The 19,918-nt window shown below is 66.5% G+C and carries 16 protein-coding genes and 3 rRNA genes; 1 reads left to right on the top strand and 18 read right to left on the bottom strand.

Annotation, left to right across the window (positions count from 1 at the left end; genetic code table 11):
- Window positions 1-145: 145 nt before the first annotated feature.
- From LK06_RS13455 to LK06_RS13510, 12 genes are all read right to left on the bottom strand, one after another.
- Window positions 146-1,207 (bottom strand): lysophospholipid acyltransferase family protein, encoded by a 1,062-nt coding sequence (locus LK06_RS13455; protein ID WP_039657238.1) that lies wholly within the window; start codon window positions 1,205-1,207, stop codon window positions 146-148.
- Between the two features lie 14 nt (window positions 1,208-1,221).
- The gene (locus LK06_RS13460) at window positions 1,222-2,283 is read right to left on the bottom strand and encodes an NAD-dependent epimerase/dehydratase family protein (RefSeq protein ID WP_043433709.1); all 1,062 of its coding nucleotides are present in this window, start codon (window positions 2,281-2,283) and stop codon (window positions 1,222-1,224) included.
- Window positions 2,284-2,529: 246 nt separating this feature from the next.
- On the bottom strand, window positions 2,530-2,628 hold the full coding sequence (locus LK06_RS13465) for a 30S ribosomal protein bS22 (RefSeq protein WP_003948845.1): 99 nt from the start codon (window positions 2,626-2,628) through the stop codon (window positions 2,530-2,532).
- Window positions 2,629-2,763: 135 nt separating this feature from the next.
- A complete protein-coding gene (locus LK06_RS13470; protein ID WP_039657240.1) occupies window positions 2,764-2,976 on the bottom strand; it encodes a helix-turn-helix domain-containing protein in 213 nt (70 codons plus the stop codon).
- Window positions 2,977-3,106: 130 nt separating this feature from the next.
- A complete protein-coding gene (locus LK06_RS13475) occupies window positions 3,107-3,922 on the bottom strand; it encodes a phosphatase (RefSeq protein ID WP_039657247.1) in 816 nt (271 codons plus the stop codon).
- Between the two features lie 101 nt (window positions 3,923-4,023).
- A complete protein-coding gene (locus tag LK06_RS13480) occupies window positions 4,024-5,196 on the bottom strand; it encodes an acetoin utilization protein AcuC (protein WP_039657242.1) in 1,173 nt (390 codons plus the stop codon).
- The gene (locus LK06_RS13485; RefSeq protein WP_086083321.1) at window positions 5,147-6,391 is read right to left on the bottom strand and encodes an MFS transporter; all 1,245 of its coding nucleotides are present in this window, start codon (window positions 6,389-6,391) and stop codon (window positions 5,147-5,149) included. The genes LK06_RS13480 and LK06_RS13485 overlap by 50 nt, the downstream gene beginning before the upstream one ends.
- A gap of 93 nt (window positions 6,392-6,484) precedes the next feature.
- The gene (locus tag LK06_RS13490; RefSeq protein ID WP_052270284.1) at window positions 6,485-7,234 is read right to left on the bottom strand and encodes a VC0807 family protein; all 750 of its coding nucleotides are present in this window, start codon (window positions 7,232-7,234) and stop codon (window positions 6,485-6,487) included.
- 92 nt (window positions 7,235-7,326) lie between these two features.
- Window positions 7,327-7,971, bottom strand: a complete 645-nt coding sequence (locus LK06_RS13495) for an HAD family hydrolase (protein ID WP_039657243.1) — start codon at window positions 7,969-7,971, stop codon at window positions 7,327-7,329.
- A 72-nt stretch (window positions 7,972-8,043) separates the two neighbouring features.
- A 5S ribosomal RNA gene (rrf, locus tag LK06_RS13500) occupies window positions 8,044-8,160 on the bottom strand.
- Window positions 8,161-8,230: 70 nt separating this feature from the next.
- Window positions 8,231-11,352 (bottom strand): 23S ribosomal RNA (locus LK06_RS13505).
- 307 nt (window positions 11,353-11,659) lie between these two features.
- A 16S ribosomal RNA gene (locus LK06_RS13510) occupies window positions 11,660-13,186 on the bottom strand.
- The 16S, 23S and 5S rRNA genes sit together here, the layout of an rRNA operon.
- A gap of 821 nt (window positions 13,187-14,007) precedes the next feature.
- Here LK06_RS13510 and trpS point away from each other — a divergent pair.
- A complete protein-coding gene (gene trpS, locus LK06_RS13520; protein ID WP_039654291.1) occupies window positions 14,008-15,036 on the top strand; it encodes a tryptophan--tRNA ligase in 1,029 nt (342 codons plus the stop codon).
- An 81-nt stretch (window positions 15,037-15,117) separates the two neighbouring features.
- Here the strand turns inward: trpS and proC are convergent, their stop codons facing one another.
- The 6 genes from proC to LK06_RS13550 form a co-directional block, all read right to left on the bottom strand.
- The gene (proC, locus tag LK06_RS13525; RefSeq protein ID WP_039654204.1) at window positions 15,118-15,930 is read right to left on the bottom strand and encodes a pyrroline-5-carboxylate reductase; all 813 of its coding nucleotides are present in this window, start codon (window positions 15,928-15,930) and stop codon (window positions 15,118-15,120) included.
- Between the two features lie 69 nt (window positions 15,931-15,999).
- Window positions 16,000-16,788, bottom strand: a complete 789-nt coding sequence (locus tag LK06_RS13530; RefSeq protein WP_039654205.1) for an ABC transporter permease — start codon at window positions 16,786-16,788, stop codon at window positions 16,000-16,002.
- Window positions 16,785-17,585 (bottom strand): ABC transporter ATP-binding protein, encoded by an 801-nt coding sequence (locus tag LK06_RS13535; protein WP_039654206.1) that lies wholly within the window; start codon window positions 17,583-17,585, stop codon window positions 16,785-16,787. The genes LK06_RS13530 and LK06_RS13535 overlap by 4 nt, the downstream gene beginning before the upstream one ends.
- Before the next feature lie 88 nt (window positions 17,586-17,673).
- Window positions 17,674-18,471 carry a class I SAM-dependent methyltransferase gene (locus tag LK06_RS13540; protein ID WP_039654292.1) on the bottom strand — a complete coding sequence of 266 codons (798 nt, stop codon included), beginning with the start codon at window positions 18,469-18,471 and terminating at the stop codon, window positions 17,674-17,676.
- A 293-nt stretch (window positions 18,472-18,764) separates the two neighbouring features.
- Window positions 18,765-19,283 (bottom strand): hypothetical protein, encoded by a 519-nt coding sequence (locus tag LK06_RS13545; RefSeq protein WP_043432564.1) that lies wholly within the window; start codon window positions 19,281-19,283, stop codon window positions 18,765-18,767.
- Window positions 19,284-19,421: 138 nt separating this feature from the next.
- Window positions 19,422-19,748, bottom strand: coding sequence for an SH3 domain-containing protein (locus LK06_RS13550; RefSeq protein WP_039654208.1), 327 nt, complete (start codon window positions 19,746-19,748; stop codon window positions 19,422-19,424).
- Between the last annotated feature and the right edge of the window lie 170 nt (window positions 19,749-19,918).

Genomic DNA, 19,918 nt, shown 5'->3' on the forward strand with positions numbered 1-19,918 from the left:
ACGCAGAACAACGACGGCGGGGGCACCCCTCCCGAGCGGGGTGCCCCCGCCGTCGTTGTTCGTCCGGGGCACACGGTCGTCCCCGTCCAGGGCACACGTGCACGGGCCCTCGCGGGCGCACGGGCCTCACACGGGTGCGCAGTCCTCAGAAGAAGACCGACCTGCGCTGCACCAGCAACTTGTACAGCGTGTGCTGGATCTGTTCGCGGACCTGGTCGGTCAGGTTGAACATCAGCATCGGGTCCTCGGCCGCCTCCGGCGGATAGCCATCCGTCGGAATCGGCTCACCGAACTGGATCGTCCACTTCGTGGGGAGCGGGACCGCACCCAGCGGCCCCAGCCACGGGAAGGTCGGCGTCAGCGGGAAGTACGGGAAGCCCAGCAGCCGGGCGAGCGTCTTCGCGTTGCCGATCATCGGGTAGATCTCCTCCGCCCCGACGATCGAACAGGGAATGATCGGCACGCCCTGGCGCAGCGCCGTGGAGACGAAGCCGCCGCGGCCGAACCGCTGCAGTTTGTACCGCTCGCTGAAGGGCTTCCCGATGCCCTTGAAGCCTTCCGGCATCACCCCGACCAGCTCGCCCTGGCTCAACAGCCGTTCGGCGTCCTCCGTGCAGGCCAGGGTGTGTCCCAGCTTGCGGGCCAGTTCGTTGACCACCGGCAGCACGAAGACCAGGTCGGCCGCGAGCAACCGCAGATGCCGGTCGGCCGGGTGGTGGTCGTGCACGGCGACCTGCACCATCAGGCCGTCCAGCGGCAGCGTCCCGGAGTGGTTGGCGACGATCAACGCCCCGCCCTCGGCCGGGATGTTCTCGACGCCCTTCACCTCGACCCGGAAGTACTGCTCGTACAGCGGCCGCAGAAGCGACATCAGGACCTGGTCGGTCAGCTCCTCGTCGTAACCGAAGTCGTCGACCTCGTAGTCGCCGGTCAGCCGGCGCCGCAGGAAGGCCAGCCCGGCCGCCACACGCCGCTCCAGGCCTCCGTCGCGCCCGTCTGCCCGCTGTTGCTGCAGCGGTTCGTCCCCGCGGCCCACAGGCCCGTCATCGTTCGTCCGCGCCCGGCCCGGTAGCGGCTGGACCTCGCCGATCTCCCCGCTCTCACCGCCCGTGCGCCGGCTCCCCGTGCTCCGGCGCCGCACCGGGCGCTGCGCCGCGCTCCCGCGGGACCGGTCGTCGTCGAACGGAATGACCTTGGCGTCCGCCATCGTTGCTGCGCTCCTCAGTTGGCGCTGTCCGTCGTGGGCCGGCCGCTGCCCTTCGCGGCCAGTACGGCGATCCGGTCGACGGTCCGGGCGAGGGCCTCCGGCGGCAGCAGCCCGGGGCCCTGGCCGCGGGCGAAGTCCGCGAACGTCCCGGCCGTCGTGTACTTGGGTGTGAAACCGAGCGTCTCGCGCATCTGGACGGTATCCACCACCCGTCCGTGGGTGAGCAGCCGGATCTGCTCCGGCGAGAAGTCCGTCACACCCAGCGTACGGACCAGGGAGCCGGCCCAGGTGACCGCGGGCAGCAGCAGCGGCACGGTGGGGCGGCCCAGCCTCCGGGAACACTGCGAGAGCAGCAGCACGCCGTCCCCAGCGATGTTGAACGTACCGCTGTTGAGAGTGCCCCGGCGCGGCTCGTGCGAGGCGATCCTCAGCACCTCGATGACATCGTCCTCGTGGACGAACTGCAGTCGGGGGTCGTAGCCGAACACGGTCGGCAGGACGGGCAGCGTGAAGTAGGAGGCGAGCGTGGTGTCCGCGGTCGGGCCGAGGATGTTGGCGAACCGCAGCACACACACGGCGACGTCCGGGCGCCGCCGGGCGAACCCGCGCACATACCCCTCGACCTCGACGGCGTCCTTCGCGAAGCCGCCGCTGGGCAGCGACTTCGGCGGGGTCGTCTCGGTGAACACGGCGGGATCCCGCGATGCCGAACCGTACACATTCGTGCTGGACTTCACCACCAGCCGCTTCACGGCCGGCGACTTCTGACAGGCACCGAGCAGCTGCATGGTGCCGATGACGTTGGTCTCCTTGACCGTGGTCCGGTTGCCGCTGCCCAGGGCCGTGCCCGTCACGTCCATGTGGACGACCGTGTCGGCGCCCGTCTCGGCGAGCACCCGGGCGACGGTCGGGTGCCGGATGTCGGTCTGGATGAAGTCCGCCCCACCCAGATGGTGCGCCGGGGGCACCGCGTCCACGGCGATGACGCGGTCGACCTCCGGGTCCCGCTGGATCCGCCGCACGAACCGGCCGCCCAGCTGCCGGGCCACTCCGGTGACGAGCACGACCTTCCCCAAGATCAGCGCCTTCCTTCCCGCGATACCCGTGTTCCGCATACCCGTGTTCCGACCCGCATCCCGCGTTCCCCGCGTGCGGCCAACTTAGCGGGTCGATGTTGCACTGTGATGACCGCCCGATGCATGAAGTGACCGAAACTCCCTGATCGGAATATGCCGGGTACCCAGGACGCACCCGCCGAACATGCCTGTGGCCCCCCATCGCTGTCGATGGGGGGCCACAGGTACACGCTCTCGCGGCGCCGCTTACTTCTTGTTGCGGCGCTGAACGCGCGTGCGCTTGAGCAGCTTGCGGTGCTTCTTCTTGGCCATCCGCTTGCGCCGCTTCTTAATAACAGAGCCCACGACTACCCTCGCTCACTTCTCATCACTCGGTTGTTTGGGCGCCATGGGCCCACACGACCTACGAGGGGCTAGCCTACCCAACCGAGCGCCGAGGTCGTAATCGAGGGGTGTTCCCGGGGTTACCCGGAAGCACCGTCAGGCCGTCTCCACCCCCACATAGCTGTCCCGGAGGTACTCGTGGACCGCTTGCTCCGGGACACGGAAGGATCGTCCGACCCGGATCGCGGGCAGATGACCGCTGTGCACCAGCCGGTACACGGTCATCTTCGACACTCGCATCACCGTGGCGACCTCCGCCACGGTCAGGAACACAACCTCGTTCAGAGGCCTCTGATCAGCTGCAGTCATGACACACCTGAACCTTCCGCACTCGACGGGCCGCCGGCTTCCCCTTCCGGTGACTCTTCGTCGTTGCGTGCTCACTCCCCAATGTAGGGGCGGGTGATGCGAGTGGGGAAGAGGTGCACCCGTCGGCGGCCTAATGTGACAGACACGCTCGTTTGAGCACGTAGCGGGTGAGTGGTCGGTAGTACCCAGACGGTACCGCGTCATCGACCGGAACGACGACGGACACCCGCCCCTCGGCCTCCCCCACGAAGGGCGCGGGATCATCGGTGTCGGCCAGGCCGATCGCCTCGAACCCCAGCTGACCAGCACCGCAGACCCACCCGTGGTCCCCCACGACCAGCTCCGGCAGCGGCCCTCCACGCTCCGCCGCGGCCTCCAGGGCGACACGGACCGGCAGCGGCGAATGGCTGTGCGCACCCGGCTCACCACCGGGGCGCTCGACTCCCGGTTCCCGCACCAAGGCAACCCCTCGTACGTAGTCGAGGTGGTGAGTGCGTAGACCGAACCGGGTCAATATGTCGACACAGCGACCATGCGCCGGTGTGAGCACCTCACACCCCGCCGCCGAGAGCGCGTCCGCCAACCCGCCGTAGAACCCGAGCAGCCGCTGCGGATGCCCGGTACCGAACAGCACGGGCGCACCCCGTCGGGCGACCTCCTGGACCCGCTCCGCGAAGGCGTCCAGCGCGGCCAGCGTCCGTTCCGGGTCGATCACGTCCGGACCGGAAGTGTGCTGCGGATCGGCTGAAACTCCACACCTGTCCGCCATCAAAGCGAGCAGGTCCCGCTGGTTCCAGGACCATTCAGGGTCGATCCCGATCAGCATCCGGGGGTCCCGCGCAGCGAAGAGCCGATAACTGCGCAGGCTGTCCTCCCGTGAGGTTCCCACCACCCCGGCCAACCGAACGGCCACCAGATACGCACGGAGCTCGGCGGGGGTCAGCACGGGTGCGATGGTGACCCACTGGGGAGGGGGGCGGGACAAGAACCCGGGGAATGTCGCACGGTTGGCCCAACGGATACCCACCCGGCCGCGACGAGCGGCACTTACGCCAGCAGTCCCCGCAGCGGGAACACCGCACGCCGGGTCGCCAGCACCGCCTGGTCCAAGCGGTCCGCGGGGTCGTACCCCGACTCCCAGGGCGCCCAGTTCACCGGCCACCGCCCGTCGGTCATCCGCTGCGGCCCCCATTGCCGCGTCAGCGCGAACACGTTCTGCCGCCATTCCTCGGGGATGACCGTCTCCGGGGCGACGGGGCGTCCCGCCGCGATCCCCACCAGATGCGTCCACGACCGCGGCACGACCTCCACCACTGCGTATCCGCCGCCGCCCAGCGCGACCCACTTCCCGCCCGCGTACGCGTGCGCCAGTTCGTGGCACGCCACCTGCACCGCCCGCTGTGCGTCCAGCGACACGGCGAGATGCGCCAGCGGATCCTCGAAGTGCGTATCCGCACCGTGCTGTGTGACGAGGACCTGCGGCCGGAACTCCGCGAGCAGCTCCGGCACCACCGCGTGGAACGCCCGCAGCCACCCCGCGTCCCCCGTCCCCGCTGGCAGCGCCACGTTCACGGCGGCCCCCTCACCCGCGGCCGCGCCGGTCTCCTCCGGCCACCCGGTCTGCGGGAACAGGGTGCGGGGATGTTCGTGCAGCGAGATGGTCAGCACCCGCGGGTCCTCCCAGAACGCAGCCTGCACGCCGTCCCCGTGGTGCACGTCCACGTCCACATAGGCGACCCGTTCGGCCCCCAGCTCCAGGAGCCGGGCGATGGCCAGCGCGGCGTCGTTGTACACGCAGAACCCGGACGCGCTCCCCGGCATCGCATGGTGCAGCCCACCGGCGAAGTTCACCGCGTGCTCGGTGTCTCCCCGCCACACCGACTCCGCGGCGGCCACCGACTGCCCCGCGATCAGCGCGGACACCTCGTGCATCCCGGCGAACGCGGGATCGTCGACCGTGCCGAGTCCGTACCGTCCGTCGGCCCGCGCGGGATCGGCGGACGCGGCCTTCACGGCGTCGATGTAGTCCTCCCGGTGGATCAGCCGCAACGTCGACTCCCCCGCCGGTTTCGCCGCGACGACCTCCAGCTCCCGGTCGAGCCCGAAGGCGTCCACCAGCTTCCGGGTCAGCTTCAGCCGGACCGGATCCATCGGATGGTCCGGCCCGAAGTCATAGTCCGCTACTGCCTGGTCCCACATCAACTGTGCGCGGCCGCTCATGCCCGCCACCGTATCGGGCCGGTTGAGCCGCGAACGACCTGGCGTACCCCAACGTCACCAGTACCAACGCCATCGGCACCAGCATGGCCCAGCGGTAGCTCCAGGCGTCCCCGAGGGCCCCCACCAACGGCGAACCCACGAGGAAACCCACGTAGTTGAAGATGTTCAACCGTGCGACGGCCGCGTCGGAGGCCCCCGGGAACAACCTCCCCGCAGCCGCGAACGTCTGTGGCACGATCACGCACAGTCCCAGCCCCAGCAGGGTGAACCCGAGCATCCCGACCCATGCACCGGGCGCCACCGCCACCACCACGAACCCCCCGGCCGCCACCAGCGCGCCCAGCCGCACGAAGGCCACCGCCCCGAACCGGCGCACCCCGAGGTCCCCGATGGCCCGCCCCACCAACGTGGTCACCATGTACACGTTGTAGGGCAGGGTCGCCATCTGCTCCGAGCTGCCCAGCACGTCCTTGAGGTACTTGGCGCTCCAGTTGGAGACGGTCGAGTCCCCGATGTAGGTGAAGGTCATGACCAGGCACAACGGCAACAGCAGCCGGAAGACCACGGTCCCGCCCCCGCCTGGTGCCTCCCCCTCGCCGACCGTCCCCCCCGGCGTGCCGCCGGCCGCGGCGCCCCCGTCGACGTACCACCGGCTGCCCACCAGCGTCGCCGGCAGCAGCACGACCACCACCGGCAGGTACGACACCCACAGCGCGAGCTGCCAGTGCGCCCCGGCCCAGGCCAACGAGGCACCCACGATCCCGCCCAGACTGTAGGCGGCGTGGAAGCTGAGCATGATGCTGCGCCCGTACGTCCGCTGCAGGCTGACCCCGAGCATGTTCATGGAGGCGTCCAGCACACCCACGGCCAGCCCGAAGGCGCCCAACGCCACTCCCAGCGCGGCCACCCGCCCCTCCCCGCCGGCGCCCACGCCGAGCAGCGCCAGCAGCACCACGGGCTGCGACCAGCGCAGCAGCCGACTGGGCCGCAGCCGCCGCACCAGCTGCTCGGTGGCCACACTGCCGGCACCGGCGAGGACCGGTACGGCGGCCAGGAAAACCGGCAGCAGCGCGTCGGAGATCGCGTACCGGTCCTGGATGGCGGGAATACGTGTCACCAGGAGGGCGAAGGCGACTCCCTGGGCGAAGAAGCTGAACGCCAGCGAGGCCCTACCGCGCCGCAGCACATCAGTCATGGCGGCGAGCGTAGAGCCCCGGGCTACCTGTGGGTAGATCCAGCCAAAGATGAATTTCCTTCAACTTTGCTTGGCTCCCCCGCGGCCAGACCGTCAGATGGCAACGGCGCGTGCGCACTGCACGGGCCGCGCGGGCCGTTCGGTCGCACCGGCCTCGACCTCAGCGGCCAGCATCCGCTCCATCGGTGCCACGACCAGCCCACCACCGACCACGAAGCCGATCACCATGGCGACGACCAGGAAGACCGAGCCGAGCCAGACCATCGTGTCCACGGGGACGGTGTAGGCGCCCACGACCCGCGCGACACACTCGGCGAGCAGTGCCACACCCCAGACGACGGAGAACGCGCTCTCCTTGCGCCGGAAGGCCGCGGACCGGGCTGCAGCACCGGAGGCGAGCCGCTGCCAGGCGGCTTCCTTGGCCGTGTCCCCCTTCACGAGGAAGGGCTTCATGCCGGCCGTCATCATCGGCCTCCCGCGCCACACCGACACCAGGATGCCGAGGGCGATGGTGCTGCTGACCCCGCCGTCCTTGGCGAGCATCAGCCTCGGGTCCCCGGAGACGAAGCTCAGCAGCAGCGAGACGACGTTCACCACCAGGATGAGTCCCGCCAGCGCGTTGGTGCGCCGTTCCTTGACCAGACTCCACACGGTGCGCGCGGCCGGCAGTACGCTGCTCCAGACGAGCGCCGCAAAGGTGCTCAGGCCGAAGGCGTCCTTGACGAGGTAGTACGAGCCGAGCGGAACCGCCACATCGACCAGCAGCGGCTTGAAGTTGTCCAGCACGCTTGGGTTCTGCTTCAGCTGCTTGCTACGGCTGTGGTTCCCCGCGTTCTTCGTCATACCCCTAGGTTCGCCGTCGGCGGGGCCCCGCGGTAGGAACGATCGTCCGGAGGTCCGTATGACACTTGTCAGTCGCTGGCCGATGGCTCAGGTCATATCAGCAGGTCAGGCAACTCACCCATGGTGGAGAAGAGTTGGTTCGCCCCGGCGAGCTTCTCCGCCGGCGTCATCGCGGTGAACCCGTACACGTCCATCCCTGCCGCCACGGCCGCCTGGACGCCCAGCGGAGAGTCCTCCACGACAGCACACCGCTCGGGAGCGACTCCCATGCGTTCGGCCGCATACAGGAAGAGATCGGGGGCGGGCTTCCCCCGTCCCACGTCTTCCGAGCTGAAGATCCTCTCCCGTGTGAACCACTGGTCGAGTCCCGTGGTCCGGTGCCCGACCCTGATCCGCTCGTGGCTCCCGGAGGAGGCCACGCAGTAGAGCACCTGGTCCGCGGCCAACTCCTTGAGCACGCCGGTCGCTCCGGGCACGGGCCGCAGCTCCTGCTCGAACGCGGCGAACACGCGTGCGTGGAAGACGTCGTCGAAGTCCTCGGGCAGTCGCCGGCCCGTCCGCTCCAGCACCAGTTCATGAATCCGGTGCATCGCGGACCCCATGTAGTCCCGGACGGACTCCTCGTACGAGGTCGGATGGCCCAGTTCGGTCAGATAGGCGGCCAGATGGCGGTTGGAAAGAGGCTCGCTGTCGACGAGGACCCCGTCGTTGTCAAAAATGATCAGCTCGTAGCGCATGGCTACGAGCGTAGGCGACGCAAACGCAGAAAACCCCCGCACCGGAAGGGTGCGGGGGTTTTCTCAAAAACTGTTCGGCGGTGTCCTACTCTCCCACAGGGTCCCCCCTGCAGTACCATCGGCGCTGTGAGGCTTAGCTTCCGGGTTCGAAATGTAACCGGGCGTTTCCCTCACGCTATGACCACCGAAACACTATGAAACAATCAACAACCGAAGGCTGTTCGTGGTTTCAGAACCAACACAGTGGACGCGAGCATCAATGGACAAGCCCTCGGCCTATTAGTACCAGTCAACTCCACCGGTTACCCGGCTTCCATATCTGGCCTATCAACCCAGTCGTCTACTGGGAGCCTTACCCCATCAAGTGGGTGGGAGTCCTCATCTCGAAGCAGGCTTCCCGCTTAGATGCTTTCAGCGGTTATCCCTCCCGAACGTAGCCAACCAGCCATGCCCTTGGCAGAACAACTGGCACACCAGAGGTTCGTCCGTCCCGGTCCTCTCGTACTAGGGACAGCCCTTCTCAAGACTCCTACGCGCACAGCGGATAGGGACCGAACTGTCTCACGACGTTCTAAACCCAGCTCGCGTACCGCTTTAATGGGCGAACAGCCCAACCCTTGGGACCGACTCCAGCCCCAGGATGCGACGAGCCGACATCGAGGTGCCAAACCATCCCGTCGATATGGACTCTTGGGGAAGATCAGCCTGTTATCCCCGGGGTACCTTTTATCCGTTGAGCGACGGCGCTTCCACAAGCCACCGCCGGATCACTAGTCCCGACTTTCGTCCCTGCTCGACCCGTCGGTCTCACAGTCAAGCTCCCTTGTGCACTTACACTCAACACCTGATTGCCAACCAGGCTGAGGGAACCTTTGGGCGCCTCCGTTACTCTTTAGGAGGCAACCGCCCCAGTTAAACTACCCATCAGACACTGTCCCTGATCCGGATCACGGACCCAGGTTAGACATCCAGCACGACCAGACTGGTATTTCAACGACGACTCCACAAACACTGGCGTGCCCGCTTCAAAGTCTCCCAGCTATCCTACACAAGCCGAACCGAACACCAATATCAAACTGTAGTAAAGGTCCCGGGGTCTTTCCGTCCTGCTGCGCGAAACGAGCATCTTTACTCGTAGTGCAATTTCACCGGGCCTATGGTTGAGACAGTCGAGAAGTCGTTACGCCATTCGTGCAGGTCGGAACTTACCCGACAAGGAATTTCGCTACCTTAGGATGGTTATAGTTACCACCGCCGTTTACTGGCGCTTAAGTTCTCAGCTTCGCCCACCCGAAAGTGAGCTAACCGGTCCCCTTAACGTTCCAGCACCGGGCAGGCGTCAGTCCGTATACATCGCCTTACGGCTTCGCACGGACCTGTGTTTTTAGTAAACAGTCGCTTCTCGCTGGTCTCTGCGGCCACCCCCAGCTCAGGAAGTAAATCCCCTCACCAGAAATGGCCCCCCTTCTCCCGAAGTTACGGGGGCATTTTGCCGAGTTCCTTAACCATAGTTCACCCGAACGCCTCGGTATTCTCTACCTGACCACCTGAGTCGGTTTAGGGTACGGGCCGCCATAAAACTCGCTAGAGGCTTTTCTCGACAGCATAGGATCATCCACTTCGCCACAATCGGCTCGGCATCAGGTCTCAACCACATGCAAGGCGGATTTACCTACCTCACGGCCTACACCCTTACCCCGGGACAACCACCGCCCGGGATGGACTACCTTCCTGCGTCACCCCATCACTCACCTACTACCAGCTCGGATCACCGGCTCCACCACTCCCCCTGACGGCAAAGCCGACAACGGGCGGTTTCACGGGCTTAGCATCACTGGATTCAATGTTTTTCGCTTCACAGCGGGTACCGGAATATCAACCGGTTATCCATCGACTACGCCTGTCGGCCTCGCCTTAGGTCCCGACTTACCCTGGGCAGATCAGCTTGACCCAGGAACCCTTAGTCAATCGGCGCAAACGTTTCTCACGTTTGTATCGCTACTCATGCCTGCATTCTCACTCGTCAACCGTCCACGACTACCTTCCAGTGCCGCTTCACCCGGCAGACGACGCTCCCCTACCCATCACAGCCTCCGTTAGGAGTACATACTGCAATGACACGACTTCGGCGGTACGCTTGAGCCCCGCTACATTGTCGGCGCGGAATCACTAGACCAGTGAGCTATTACGCACTCTTTCAAGGGTGGCTGCTTCTAAGCCAACCTCCTGGTTGTCTCTGCGACTCCACATCCTTTCCCACTTAGCGTACGCTTAGGGGCCTTAGTCGATGCTCTGGGCTGTTTCCCTCTCGACCATGGAGCTTATCCCCCACAGTCTCACTGCCGCGCTCTCACTTACCGGCATTCGGAGTTTGGCTAAGGTCAGTAACCCGGTAGGGCCCATCGCCTATCCAGTGCTCTACCTCCGGCAAGAAACACACGACGCTGCACCTAAATGCATTTCGGGGAGAACCAGCTATCACGGAGTTTGATTGGCCTTTCACCCCTAACCACAGGTCATCCCCCAGGTTTTCAACCCTGGTGGGTTCGGTCCTCCACGAAGTCTTACCTCCGCTTCAACCTGCCCATGGCTAGATCACTCCGCTTCGGGTCTTGAGCGTGCTACTCCACCGCCCTATTCGGACTCGCTTTCGCTACGGCTTCCCCACACGGGTTAACCTCGCAACACACCGCAAACTCGCAGGCTCATTCTTCAAAAGGCACGCAGTCACGAGAAACACCAAAGTGCTTCCGACGCTCCCACGGCTTGTAGGCACACGGTTTCAGGTACTATTTCACTCCCCTCCCGGGGTACTTTTCACCATTCCCTCACGGTACTATCCGCTATCGGTCACCAGGGAATATTTAGGCTTAGCGGGTGGTCCCGCCAGATTCACACGGGATTTCTCGGGCCCCGTGCTACTTGGGAAATGAACAAGCAAGCCGTCACGATTTCAGCTACGGGGGTCTTACCCTCTACGCCGGGCCTTTCGCATGCCCTTCGCCTACCGCAACGGTTTCTGACTCACCCAGCCGCCGGCAGACGACTGAAGCTCACTCCCACAACCCCGTATACGCAACCCCTGCCGGGTCTCACACGCATACGGTTTAGCCTCATCCAGTTTCGCTCGCCACTACTCCCGGAATCACGGTTGTTTTCTCTTCCTGAGGGTACTGAGATGTTTCACTTCCCCTCGTTCCCTCCACACTGCCTATGTGTTCAGCAGCGGGTGACAGCCCATGACGACTGCCGGGTTTCCCCATTCGGAAACCCCCGGATCAAAGCCTGGTTGACGACTCCCCGGGGACTATCGCGGCCTCCCACGTCCTTCATCGGTTCCTGGTGCCAAGGCATCCACCGTGCGCCCTTAAAAACTTGGCCACAGATGCTCGCGTCCACTGTGCAGTTCTCAAACAACGACCAGCCACCCATCACCCCGAACCCCCACAAGGAGCCCAAGTACACTGGGACCGGCAACCGAGGAAAATCATTCCCTCAGACACCCAACAGCATGCCCGACACAGCCAGCCAATGACCATCACGTTCCACGCCGAAGCAGTACTAGCGATCCCATACAGACCCACTGTGCCGAATAGTCAACGTTCCACCCATGAGCAACCAGCATCAGACACTCGCTGATGTACTGGCCTCTGAACCAGGCAAAAACCCGGCTAGAAATGCTCCTTAGAAAGGAGGTGATCCAGCCGCACCTTCCGGTACGGCTACCTTGTTACGACTTCGTCCCAATCGCCAGTCCCACCTTCGACAGCTCCCTCCCACAAGGGGTTGGGCCACCGGCTTCGGGTGTTACCGACTTTCGTGACGTGACGGGCGGTGTGTACAAGGCCCGGGAACGTATTCACCGCAGCAATGCTGATCTGCGATTACTAGCGACTCCGACTTCATGGGGTCGAGTTGCAGACCCCAATCCGAACTGAGACCGGCTTTTTGAGATTCGCTCCACCTCACGGTATCGCAGCTCATTGTACCGGCCATTGTAGCACGTGTGCAGCCCAAGACATAAGGGGCATGATGACTTGACGTCGTCCCCACCTTCCTCCGAGTTGACCCCGGCGGTCTCCCGTGAGTCCCCAGCACCACAAGGGCCTGCTGGCAACACGGGACAAGGGTTGCGCTCGTTGCGGGACTTAACCCAACATCTCACGACACGAGCTGACGACAGCCATGCACCACCTGTACACCGACCACAAGGGGGCACCCATCTCTGGATGTTTCCGGTGTATGTCAAGCCTTGGTAAGGTTCTTCGCGTTGCGTCGAATTAAGCCACATGCTCCGCCGCTTGTGCGGGCCCCCGTCAATTCCTTTGAGTTTTAGCCTTGCGGCCGTACTCCCCAGGCGGGGCACTTAATGCGTTAGCTGCGGCACGGACAACGTGGAATGTTGCCCACACCTAGTGCCCACCGTTTACGGCGTGGACTACCAGGGTATCTAATCCTGTTCGCTCCCCACGCTTTCGCTCCTCAGCGTCAGTATCGGCCCAGAGATCCGCCTTCGCCACCGGTGTTCCTCCTGATATCTGCGCATTTCACCGCTACACCAGGAATTCCGATCTCCCCTACCGAACTCTAGCCTGCCCGTATCGACTGCAGACCCGGGGTTAAGCCCCGGGCTTTCACAACCGACGCGACAAGCCGCCTACGAGCTCTTTACGCCCAATAATTCCGGACAACGCTTGCGCCCTACGTATTACCGCGGCTGCTGGCACGTAGTTAGCCGGCGCTTCTTCTGCAGGTACCGTCACTTTCGCTTCTTCCCTGCTGAAAGAGGTTTACAACCCGAAGGCCGTCATCCCTCACGCGGCGTCGCTGCATCAGGCTTGCGCCCATTGTGCAATATTCCCCACTGCTGCCTCCCGTAGGAGTCTGGGCCGTGTCTCAGTCCCAGTGTGGCCGGTCGCCCTCTCAGGCCGGCTACCCGTCGTCGCCTTGGTGAGCCATTACCTCACCAACAAGCTGATAGGCCGCGGGCTCATCCTGCACCGCCGGAGCTTTCCAGCCCCCACCATGCGGTAGGAACTCATATCCGGTATTAGACCCCGTTTCCAGGGCTTGTCCCAGAGTGCAGGGCAGATTGCCCACGTGTTACTCACCCGTTCGCCACTAATCCCCTCCCGAAGGAGGTTCATCGTTCGACTTGCATGTGTTAAGCACGCCGCCAGCGTTCGTCCTGAGCCAGGATCAAACTCTCCGTGAATGCTTTCCCCGTCATCGGGGTGAACACCACGAGAGCGGAACAATCAGGGGAAATAACCCCGACCGTTCACAGCGTCCTCGCTGTGTGTTTTTCAAAGGAACCTCGCCACCGGAATAATCCGGTAGACGGGGTATCAACATATCTGGCGTTGACTTTTGGCACGCTGTTGAGTTCTCAAGGAACGGACGCTTCCTTCGTACTCACCCTCTCGGGCTTTCCTCCGGGCGCTTCCCTTCGGTGTTTCCGACTCTATCAGATCTTTCCGATCCGATTTCCTCGGTGCTTTCCAGGTTCCCGCTTCCGCGTTTCCCTTTCCGGCGTTCCCGACTCTATCAGATCCTTTCGGCGTCTGACTCCCAGTCAGGAGGGTGTGCCTTCCCGGCCGTTGGGCCGTTCCGACGAGTGAGACTTTAGCGGATTCCTGGCTCCCGAGCTAATCGGGGCCTGCGCCTTTCGAACGCGGAATCCACATTTCGCGAGCACGCATGCCAAAGCAGTCGATGCCGAAGCGTCGATGATGGTGGTACCTGCGGAATGGCTGTCCGGGGACCGACCGGAGTCGGCGCTCACGTCGGACAACCCGCAGGACACTACGCATCGGCCTGGGGTGTGTCAACTCGCGCCCCTGGCGCACCCCGGAGGCGTAGGCTGACCGACGTGACCACGCGTACGTGCACCCAGTTCTGGTGGGCCGCCTGACGGCGGCCGTACTCACGTATGCACTCAACGGCCGCCGCCTCGGCGGCCGTTTGCGTCTCCCACTCCGGAGCTCCGGGGGACCGGCCGCAGGGCGGCGGTCCCGATCAGGAGATGGAGTGGAGATGACTCGGGTCTTCAGTGGCATCAAGCCGACCGGACACGTGACCCTGGGGAACTACCTGGGGGCCATGCGGCACTGGGCAGAAGTGGACCAGCACCGGGCGGACTCGCTGTTCTGCATCGTGGACCTGCACGCGCTGACCGTGGACCACGATCCGGCGCGGGTGCGCAGGCTCAGCCGGCAGGCCGCGACGCTGCTGCTCGCGACCGGGCTCGACCCGGAGGTGTGCACCGTCTTCCTACAGAGCCACGTCGACGAACACACCCGGTTGTCGTACCTGCTGGAGTGCGTGGCGAGCGACGGCGAGATGCGGCGGATGATCCAGTACAAGGAGAAGTCCGCGCGGGAACGTGAGCGCGGTGGGAGCATGCGGCTGTCGCTGCTGACCTATCCGGCGCTGATGGCGGCGGACATCCTGGCGTACGGCACGGACGAAGTCCCCGTGGGGGACGACCAAACACAGCACGTGGAGTTGACCCGGGATCTGGCGGTGCGGTTCAACCAGCGCTACGGGCACACGTTCACCGTGCCCAGGGCAGCGCGTCCTGGGGTTGCGGCGCGGGTGATGAATCTGCAGGACCCGACGTCCAAGATGGGGAAGTCGGACGACTCGGGTCCGGGGATCGTCTACCTGCTGGACGAGCCGGACGTGGTGCGGAAGAAGATCATGCGGGCGGTGACCGACAGCGGGCGGGACGTCGAATACGACCGGGAGACGAGCCCCGGCGTGACGAACCTGCTGGAGATCCTCGCGGCGTGCACGGGCGGCGATCCAAGAGCGCTGGCCGGTGCGTACGAGTCGTACGGTGCTTTGAAGGAGGACACCGCGGAGGCCGTGGTCGAGGTTCTCGGGACCGTGCAGGCCAGGCACCGGGAGTTGTGTGCCGATCCCACCCAGGTGGAGGGGGTGCTCCGGCAGGGTGCGGAGAAGGCCCGGGCGATGGCGCGACCGACCGTCGACGCCGCGTACCGGGCGATCGGGTTGCTGCCGCCGGTGTTCGATACGGCGCTGAACGCAGCCGGCCGCTGAGCAACACGGGTCCGGGTGGGGTGGCCGGCCGTCGGTGGACGCCCGCCCCACCCCGGGGTGGTCGCCTGTTCGGGAGCCGAGTCAGTCCTTCTTGCCGGAGGCGAGTTCGCGGCTGCGGTCCCGGGCGGCTTCGAGGGCGGCGATGAGCGCGGCCCGGACGCCGTGGTTCTCCAGTTCGCGGATGGCGCTGATCGTCGTACCGGCCGGGGAGGTGACGTTCTCCCTGAGCCGGACGGGGTGTTCGCCGCTGTCGCGGAGCATCACGGCGGCACCGATGGCTGACTGGACGATGAGGTCATGGGCCTTGTCGCGGGGCAGGCCGAGCAGGATGCCCGCGTCGGTCATGGCCTCAACCAGGTAGAAGAAGTACGCCGGGCCGGAGCCGGACAGGGCGGTACAAGCGTCCTGCTGGTTCTCGGGGACGCGCAGGGTCTTGCCGACGGCGCCGAAGATCTCTTCGGCGTGGGCCAGGTGTTCGGCGGTGGCATGACTGCCGGCGGAGATGACCGACATGGCCTCATCGACGAGGGCGGGCGTGTTCGTCATGACTCGGACGACTGGGGTGCCCGCGGCCAGGCGCTCCTCGAAGAAGGAGGTGGGGATGCCGGCGGCCCCGCTGATGACCAGTCGGTCGGCGGGGACGTGCGGGGCGAGCTCGTCCAGGAGGGTGCCCATGTCCTGCGGTTTGACCGTGAGGATCAAGGTGTCCGCGGTCTTGGCGGCCTCGGTGTTGCTGACCGGGGTGACTCCGTAGCGGGAGCGGAGTTCTTCGGCCCGATCGGGACGGCGGGCGGTGACCAGGAGGTCGGCGGCTGCCCAGCCGGCCCGGATCATTCCGCTGAGCAGGGCTTCGCCGATCTTGCCGGTGCCGAGGACTGCGACTTTCTGGCTCATGGGGTCATCCTCGCACCGGCTCTGGGGGGTGCGGGCGGTTGTCCGGCAGGCGGAACGTCGCGGGCGCCGCTACGGCGTGCGGCGCCTGAGGGTCGCCGCACCCAGCGCCAGCACCAGCACTGCACAGCCGGCCACGATCAGGACGTCACGCACGAAGATCGTCGTCATGTCGGCGTGGTGCATGACCTCGTTCATGCCGTCGACGGCGTAGGACATCGGCAGGACGTCGGAGATGGCCTCCAGGACCGGGTGCATGTTGGACCGGGCGGTGAACAGGCCGCAGAGCAGGAGCTGGGGGAAGATCACCGCGGGCATGAACTGGACCGCCTGGAACTCCGATGCCGCGAAGGCCGAGACGAAGAGGCCGAGGGCCGTGCCGAGCAGGGCGTCGAGGAGGGCGACGAGCAGGAGCAGCCAAGGGGACCCGGTGACGTCGAGGCCGAGCACCCACAGCGCCAGTCCGGTGGCGAGGGCCGACTGCACGACGGCGACGGCGCCGAAGGCCAGGGCGTAGCCGGCGATGAGGTCGGCCTTGCCGAGGGGCATGGCGAGGAGGCGTTCCAGGGTGCCGGAGGTGCGCTCGCGCAGGGTGGCGATGGAGGTGACCAGGAACATCGTGATCAGCGGGAAGATGCCGAGCAGCGAGGCGCCGATGTTGTCGAACGTGCGGGGGCTGGCGTCGAAGACGTAGCGCAGCAGGACCAGCATCAGACAGGGGACGAGGATCATCAGCGCGATGGTGCGCGGGTCGTGGCGGAGCTGACGCAGGACACGGGCGGCCGTGGCGACGGTGCGCGCACCGCTGAACGCCCGGGTGGAGGCGGGTACGTGCGCGCGTGCGGGGGCGGTCGTGTTCATCGGGTGCTCTCCTTGGCGCGGTCCGCCGTGACGGCCTGGTCGACGAGGTGCAGGAAGGCGGCCTCGACCGTGTCGCTTCCGGTGCGGGAGCGCAGGGCGTCCGGAGTGTCGTCGGCGAGGATCTCGCCCTCGCGCATGAGGAGGAGGCGGTGGCAGCGCTCGGCCTCGTCCATGACGTGCGAGGAGATGAGGAGGGTGGCGCCGCGAGTGGCGGCGAGTTCGTGGAAGAGGTCCCACAGATCGCGGCGCAGGACGGGGTCGAGGCCGACGGTCGGTTCGTCGAGGACGAGGAGTTCGGGAGTGCCGAGGAGGGCTACGGCGAGGGAGACGCGGTTGCGCTGTCCGCCGGAGAGGTTGCCCGCGAGTGCCTCGGCGTGACTGGTGAGGTCGACGTCGGCGATGGCCCGGGTGACGAGTTCGCGGCGGCGCTCGGCTGCCGCGCGGCCGGGGTCGAGGATCGCGGCGAAGTACTCCAGGTTCTGGCGGACGGTCAGGTCGTCGTAGACGGACGGGGCCTGGGTGACGTAACCGATGCGGCTGCGCAGGGTGGGGTGGCCGGCCGGGCGGCCGAGGACGTTCAGGGTGCCGGTGACCTTGGCCTGGGTGCCGACGACGGAACGCATGAGCGTGGACTTGCCGCAGCCGGAGGGCCCGAGCAGGCCGGTGATCTGGCCGGGCGGGACGGTGAAGCGGAGGTGGCGCAGGACCCTTCGGGAACCACGGACGACGGTGAGGTCATCGGCCTGCACCGCGGGGGCGGAGGCCGTGTCGGGCGGATCCGGCGCGTAATTCATCATGTGCTGAATAATCCGCCGGAAGAGCTGCGGGCGTCAAGGGGAGAAGGGCCACCTGGCGTGGCGGCTCACCGGACGGAGGGGTTGCGGATCAGGGCCTGGTGGCGACGAGCAGGAGCACGTCGTACGTCTCCTCCACGATGCCGTCCGGGAAGACCTCCAACAGGTGGGCGCGCTCCTCTTGCAGGAACGCGGCCCCGCGGTCCTGCGCGGTGACGAGGAAGAGGGAGTGGCTGCCGATGTTGGCGAGGTGGGTGTCGACCGGGACCCGGCGGCTCCAGCGGATCTCGCGCCGGGTGAAGGCGAGGCGTCCGCTGGGATCGGCCCGGTCGGTGATCCCTCCTGCCCGGCGTTTCTCGGTGGCGCCGTCCACGCCGAAGAAGCGAGCGGTGCGGTCGGCCTCCGCGGCGATCCAGTCGACGTCGAGGGCCTCGGTGTTCCACCACAACGCCAGTGCACCGCCCGGCCGCAGCACGCGCAGCGCTTCCGGAACCGAGTGGGCGGGGTCGGTCCAGTGCCAGGCCTGGGCGTAGGTGAGGAAGTCGGCTTGGCCGTCGGCGACCGGCAGGGCGTTGCCGTTGCCCCGGACGAGGGGGATGTGCGGCAGTCCGCGACGGAACTCGGCGGCCATGCCCGGACCGGGTTCAACCGCGAGGACGTCGGCACCGCGAGCGTGCAGGAGGGTGGTCGCGATGCCGGTGCCGGCGCCGACGTCCACGACCGAGGCGCCGGACAGGGAACGGCCAGCCAGGTCCTCGACGGCATCGAAGAGGGCAGAGGGGTAGGAGGGGCGGTTCGCGGCGTACTGGGCGGCGGCGGAGTCGAAGGAGCGGGCGCGGGCGGCGGTCGAGGGCGGTTCCGGCTCGAACAGTTCGGTCGTCGTGGTCATGTGGCCATGATGGGGAGCCGGAAGCCGCGGCGACAGCGGATTCCCGCGGCGGAGTACCGACACCGGAAGCGGCAGCACGGGCGGGACGACGCCGGAGTGCACCGACGGCGCGGTCACGGCTTCGCCGGGGCGGTTTCCGGGCCGGAGCGGCGGGCGTGGACGCGGGTGCCGGGCGGCGAGCGGTGCACGGCGGCGTCCGGCCAGCGGGCGGGACCGATCGGCCGGAGCGGACGACGGCGGGGCGTGCAGAGCGGACGGCGGAGGGCGCGAACCGTGCCACTGAGCACCAGTGGCTACCGGCGGCGTTTCTTGCCGGGGTTGCCGGTGCGGCGGGTGGAACGGCGTTCGTGCGCCTCGCGGGCCTTCTCGTACTCCTCGCGGTGCAGTCTCTCCCCCGGGGCCTCGGTGAGGGAACGGAGGAAGTAGGCCGCCAGGGAGCCGACGAAACCGATGGCGAGCAGGCCGCGCAGGGAAGCCTGGCGCTGGGGGTCGTGGCGCTTGCCGAAACCCTCCCAGGTGTTGCGGAAGGCGAGCGCGGTGCTGATGCCGAACATGGCGATGATCAGCACGGTCACGAAGGCGCCGGTGTCGGCGATCCGAATGCCCTCGTAGGCGAAGCGCAGCACCAGGCAGGAGGCGGCCGTGGCGGCCAGGGAACCGACGGCCACACCGACACGGCGGGCGGGGTAGCCGTTGTCGCGGTTCACCCAGGACGTACCGAAGAAGCGCAGGGGCTCGGGGCGGGGCCCGCCCCGGGACGAGCCGCCCGTGGAGCCCGCCCGGGTATCCGGGGTGCCGGTTTCTTCGCTCACGGGACGATTATGGCGCCGGGCGGGGGCGGGCTTCCGGTGGGGGTCGGGCGCGACGGCCAGCTGTGGGAGCTCCCGGGACCTGTCGGTCCACTGCGGAGCATCGTCGGCACCGCCCGGCCGCCCTCGTCGAGGGGGACGTCAGCCGCAACGCGGGGCGACGTAGCCATCGCTGCCCGTGTACACGTAGGCGTCGGAGACGTACTGGCCGTTGCCGATGTTGTCCCAGACCCGGGACGTGCCGTACGGGCCGGTGACCGTCGTACCCGATGTCTGGCAGTAGATCGCGACCTTCGCGCCCTCGGGCAGGACGTACAGGATGTCGTAGCCGGTGCCGGGGCCGCTGCGGACGTGCAGTCGGACGCCGGGGGCGACCGAGTAGTAACTCAGGGCCATGGACTGGGCCGCCGCGGTCTCACCCCTGCTCTCCGCACCGCTGTGGACATCTCCGGCACGCTCAACGGACATCTGGAACCTCCCCCGTCGGACCCATGGCTGGCACGGATCCCGTCACTTTCCTTGTCGCACACCGTCGAATACCAGTGCGCCACTCGTACGCAGACGCTAGCAAGCCGCCTCCGTCCCGTACGAGTCATCGACTAGGCTCCGTGCGTCGCGCGCGCGGACGAACAGCACGG

This window comes from Streptomyces pluripotens (assembly GCF_000802245.2).
Lineage (GTDB): Bacteria > Actinomycetota > Actinomycetes > Streptomycetales > Streptomycetaceae > Streptomyces > Streptomyces pluripotens.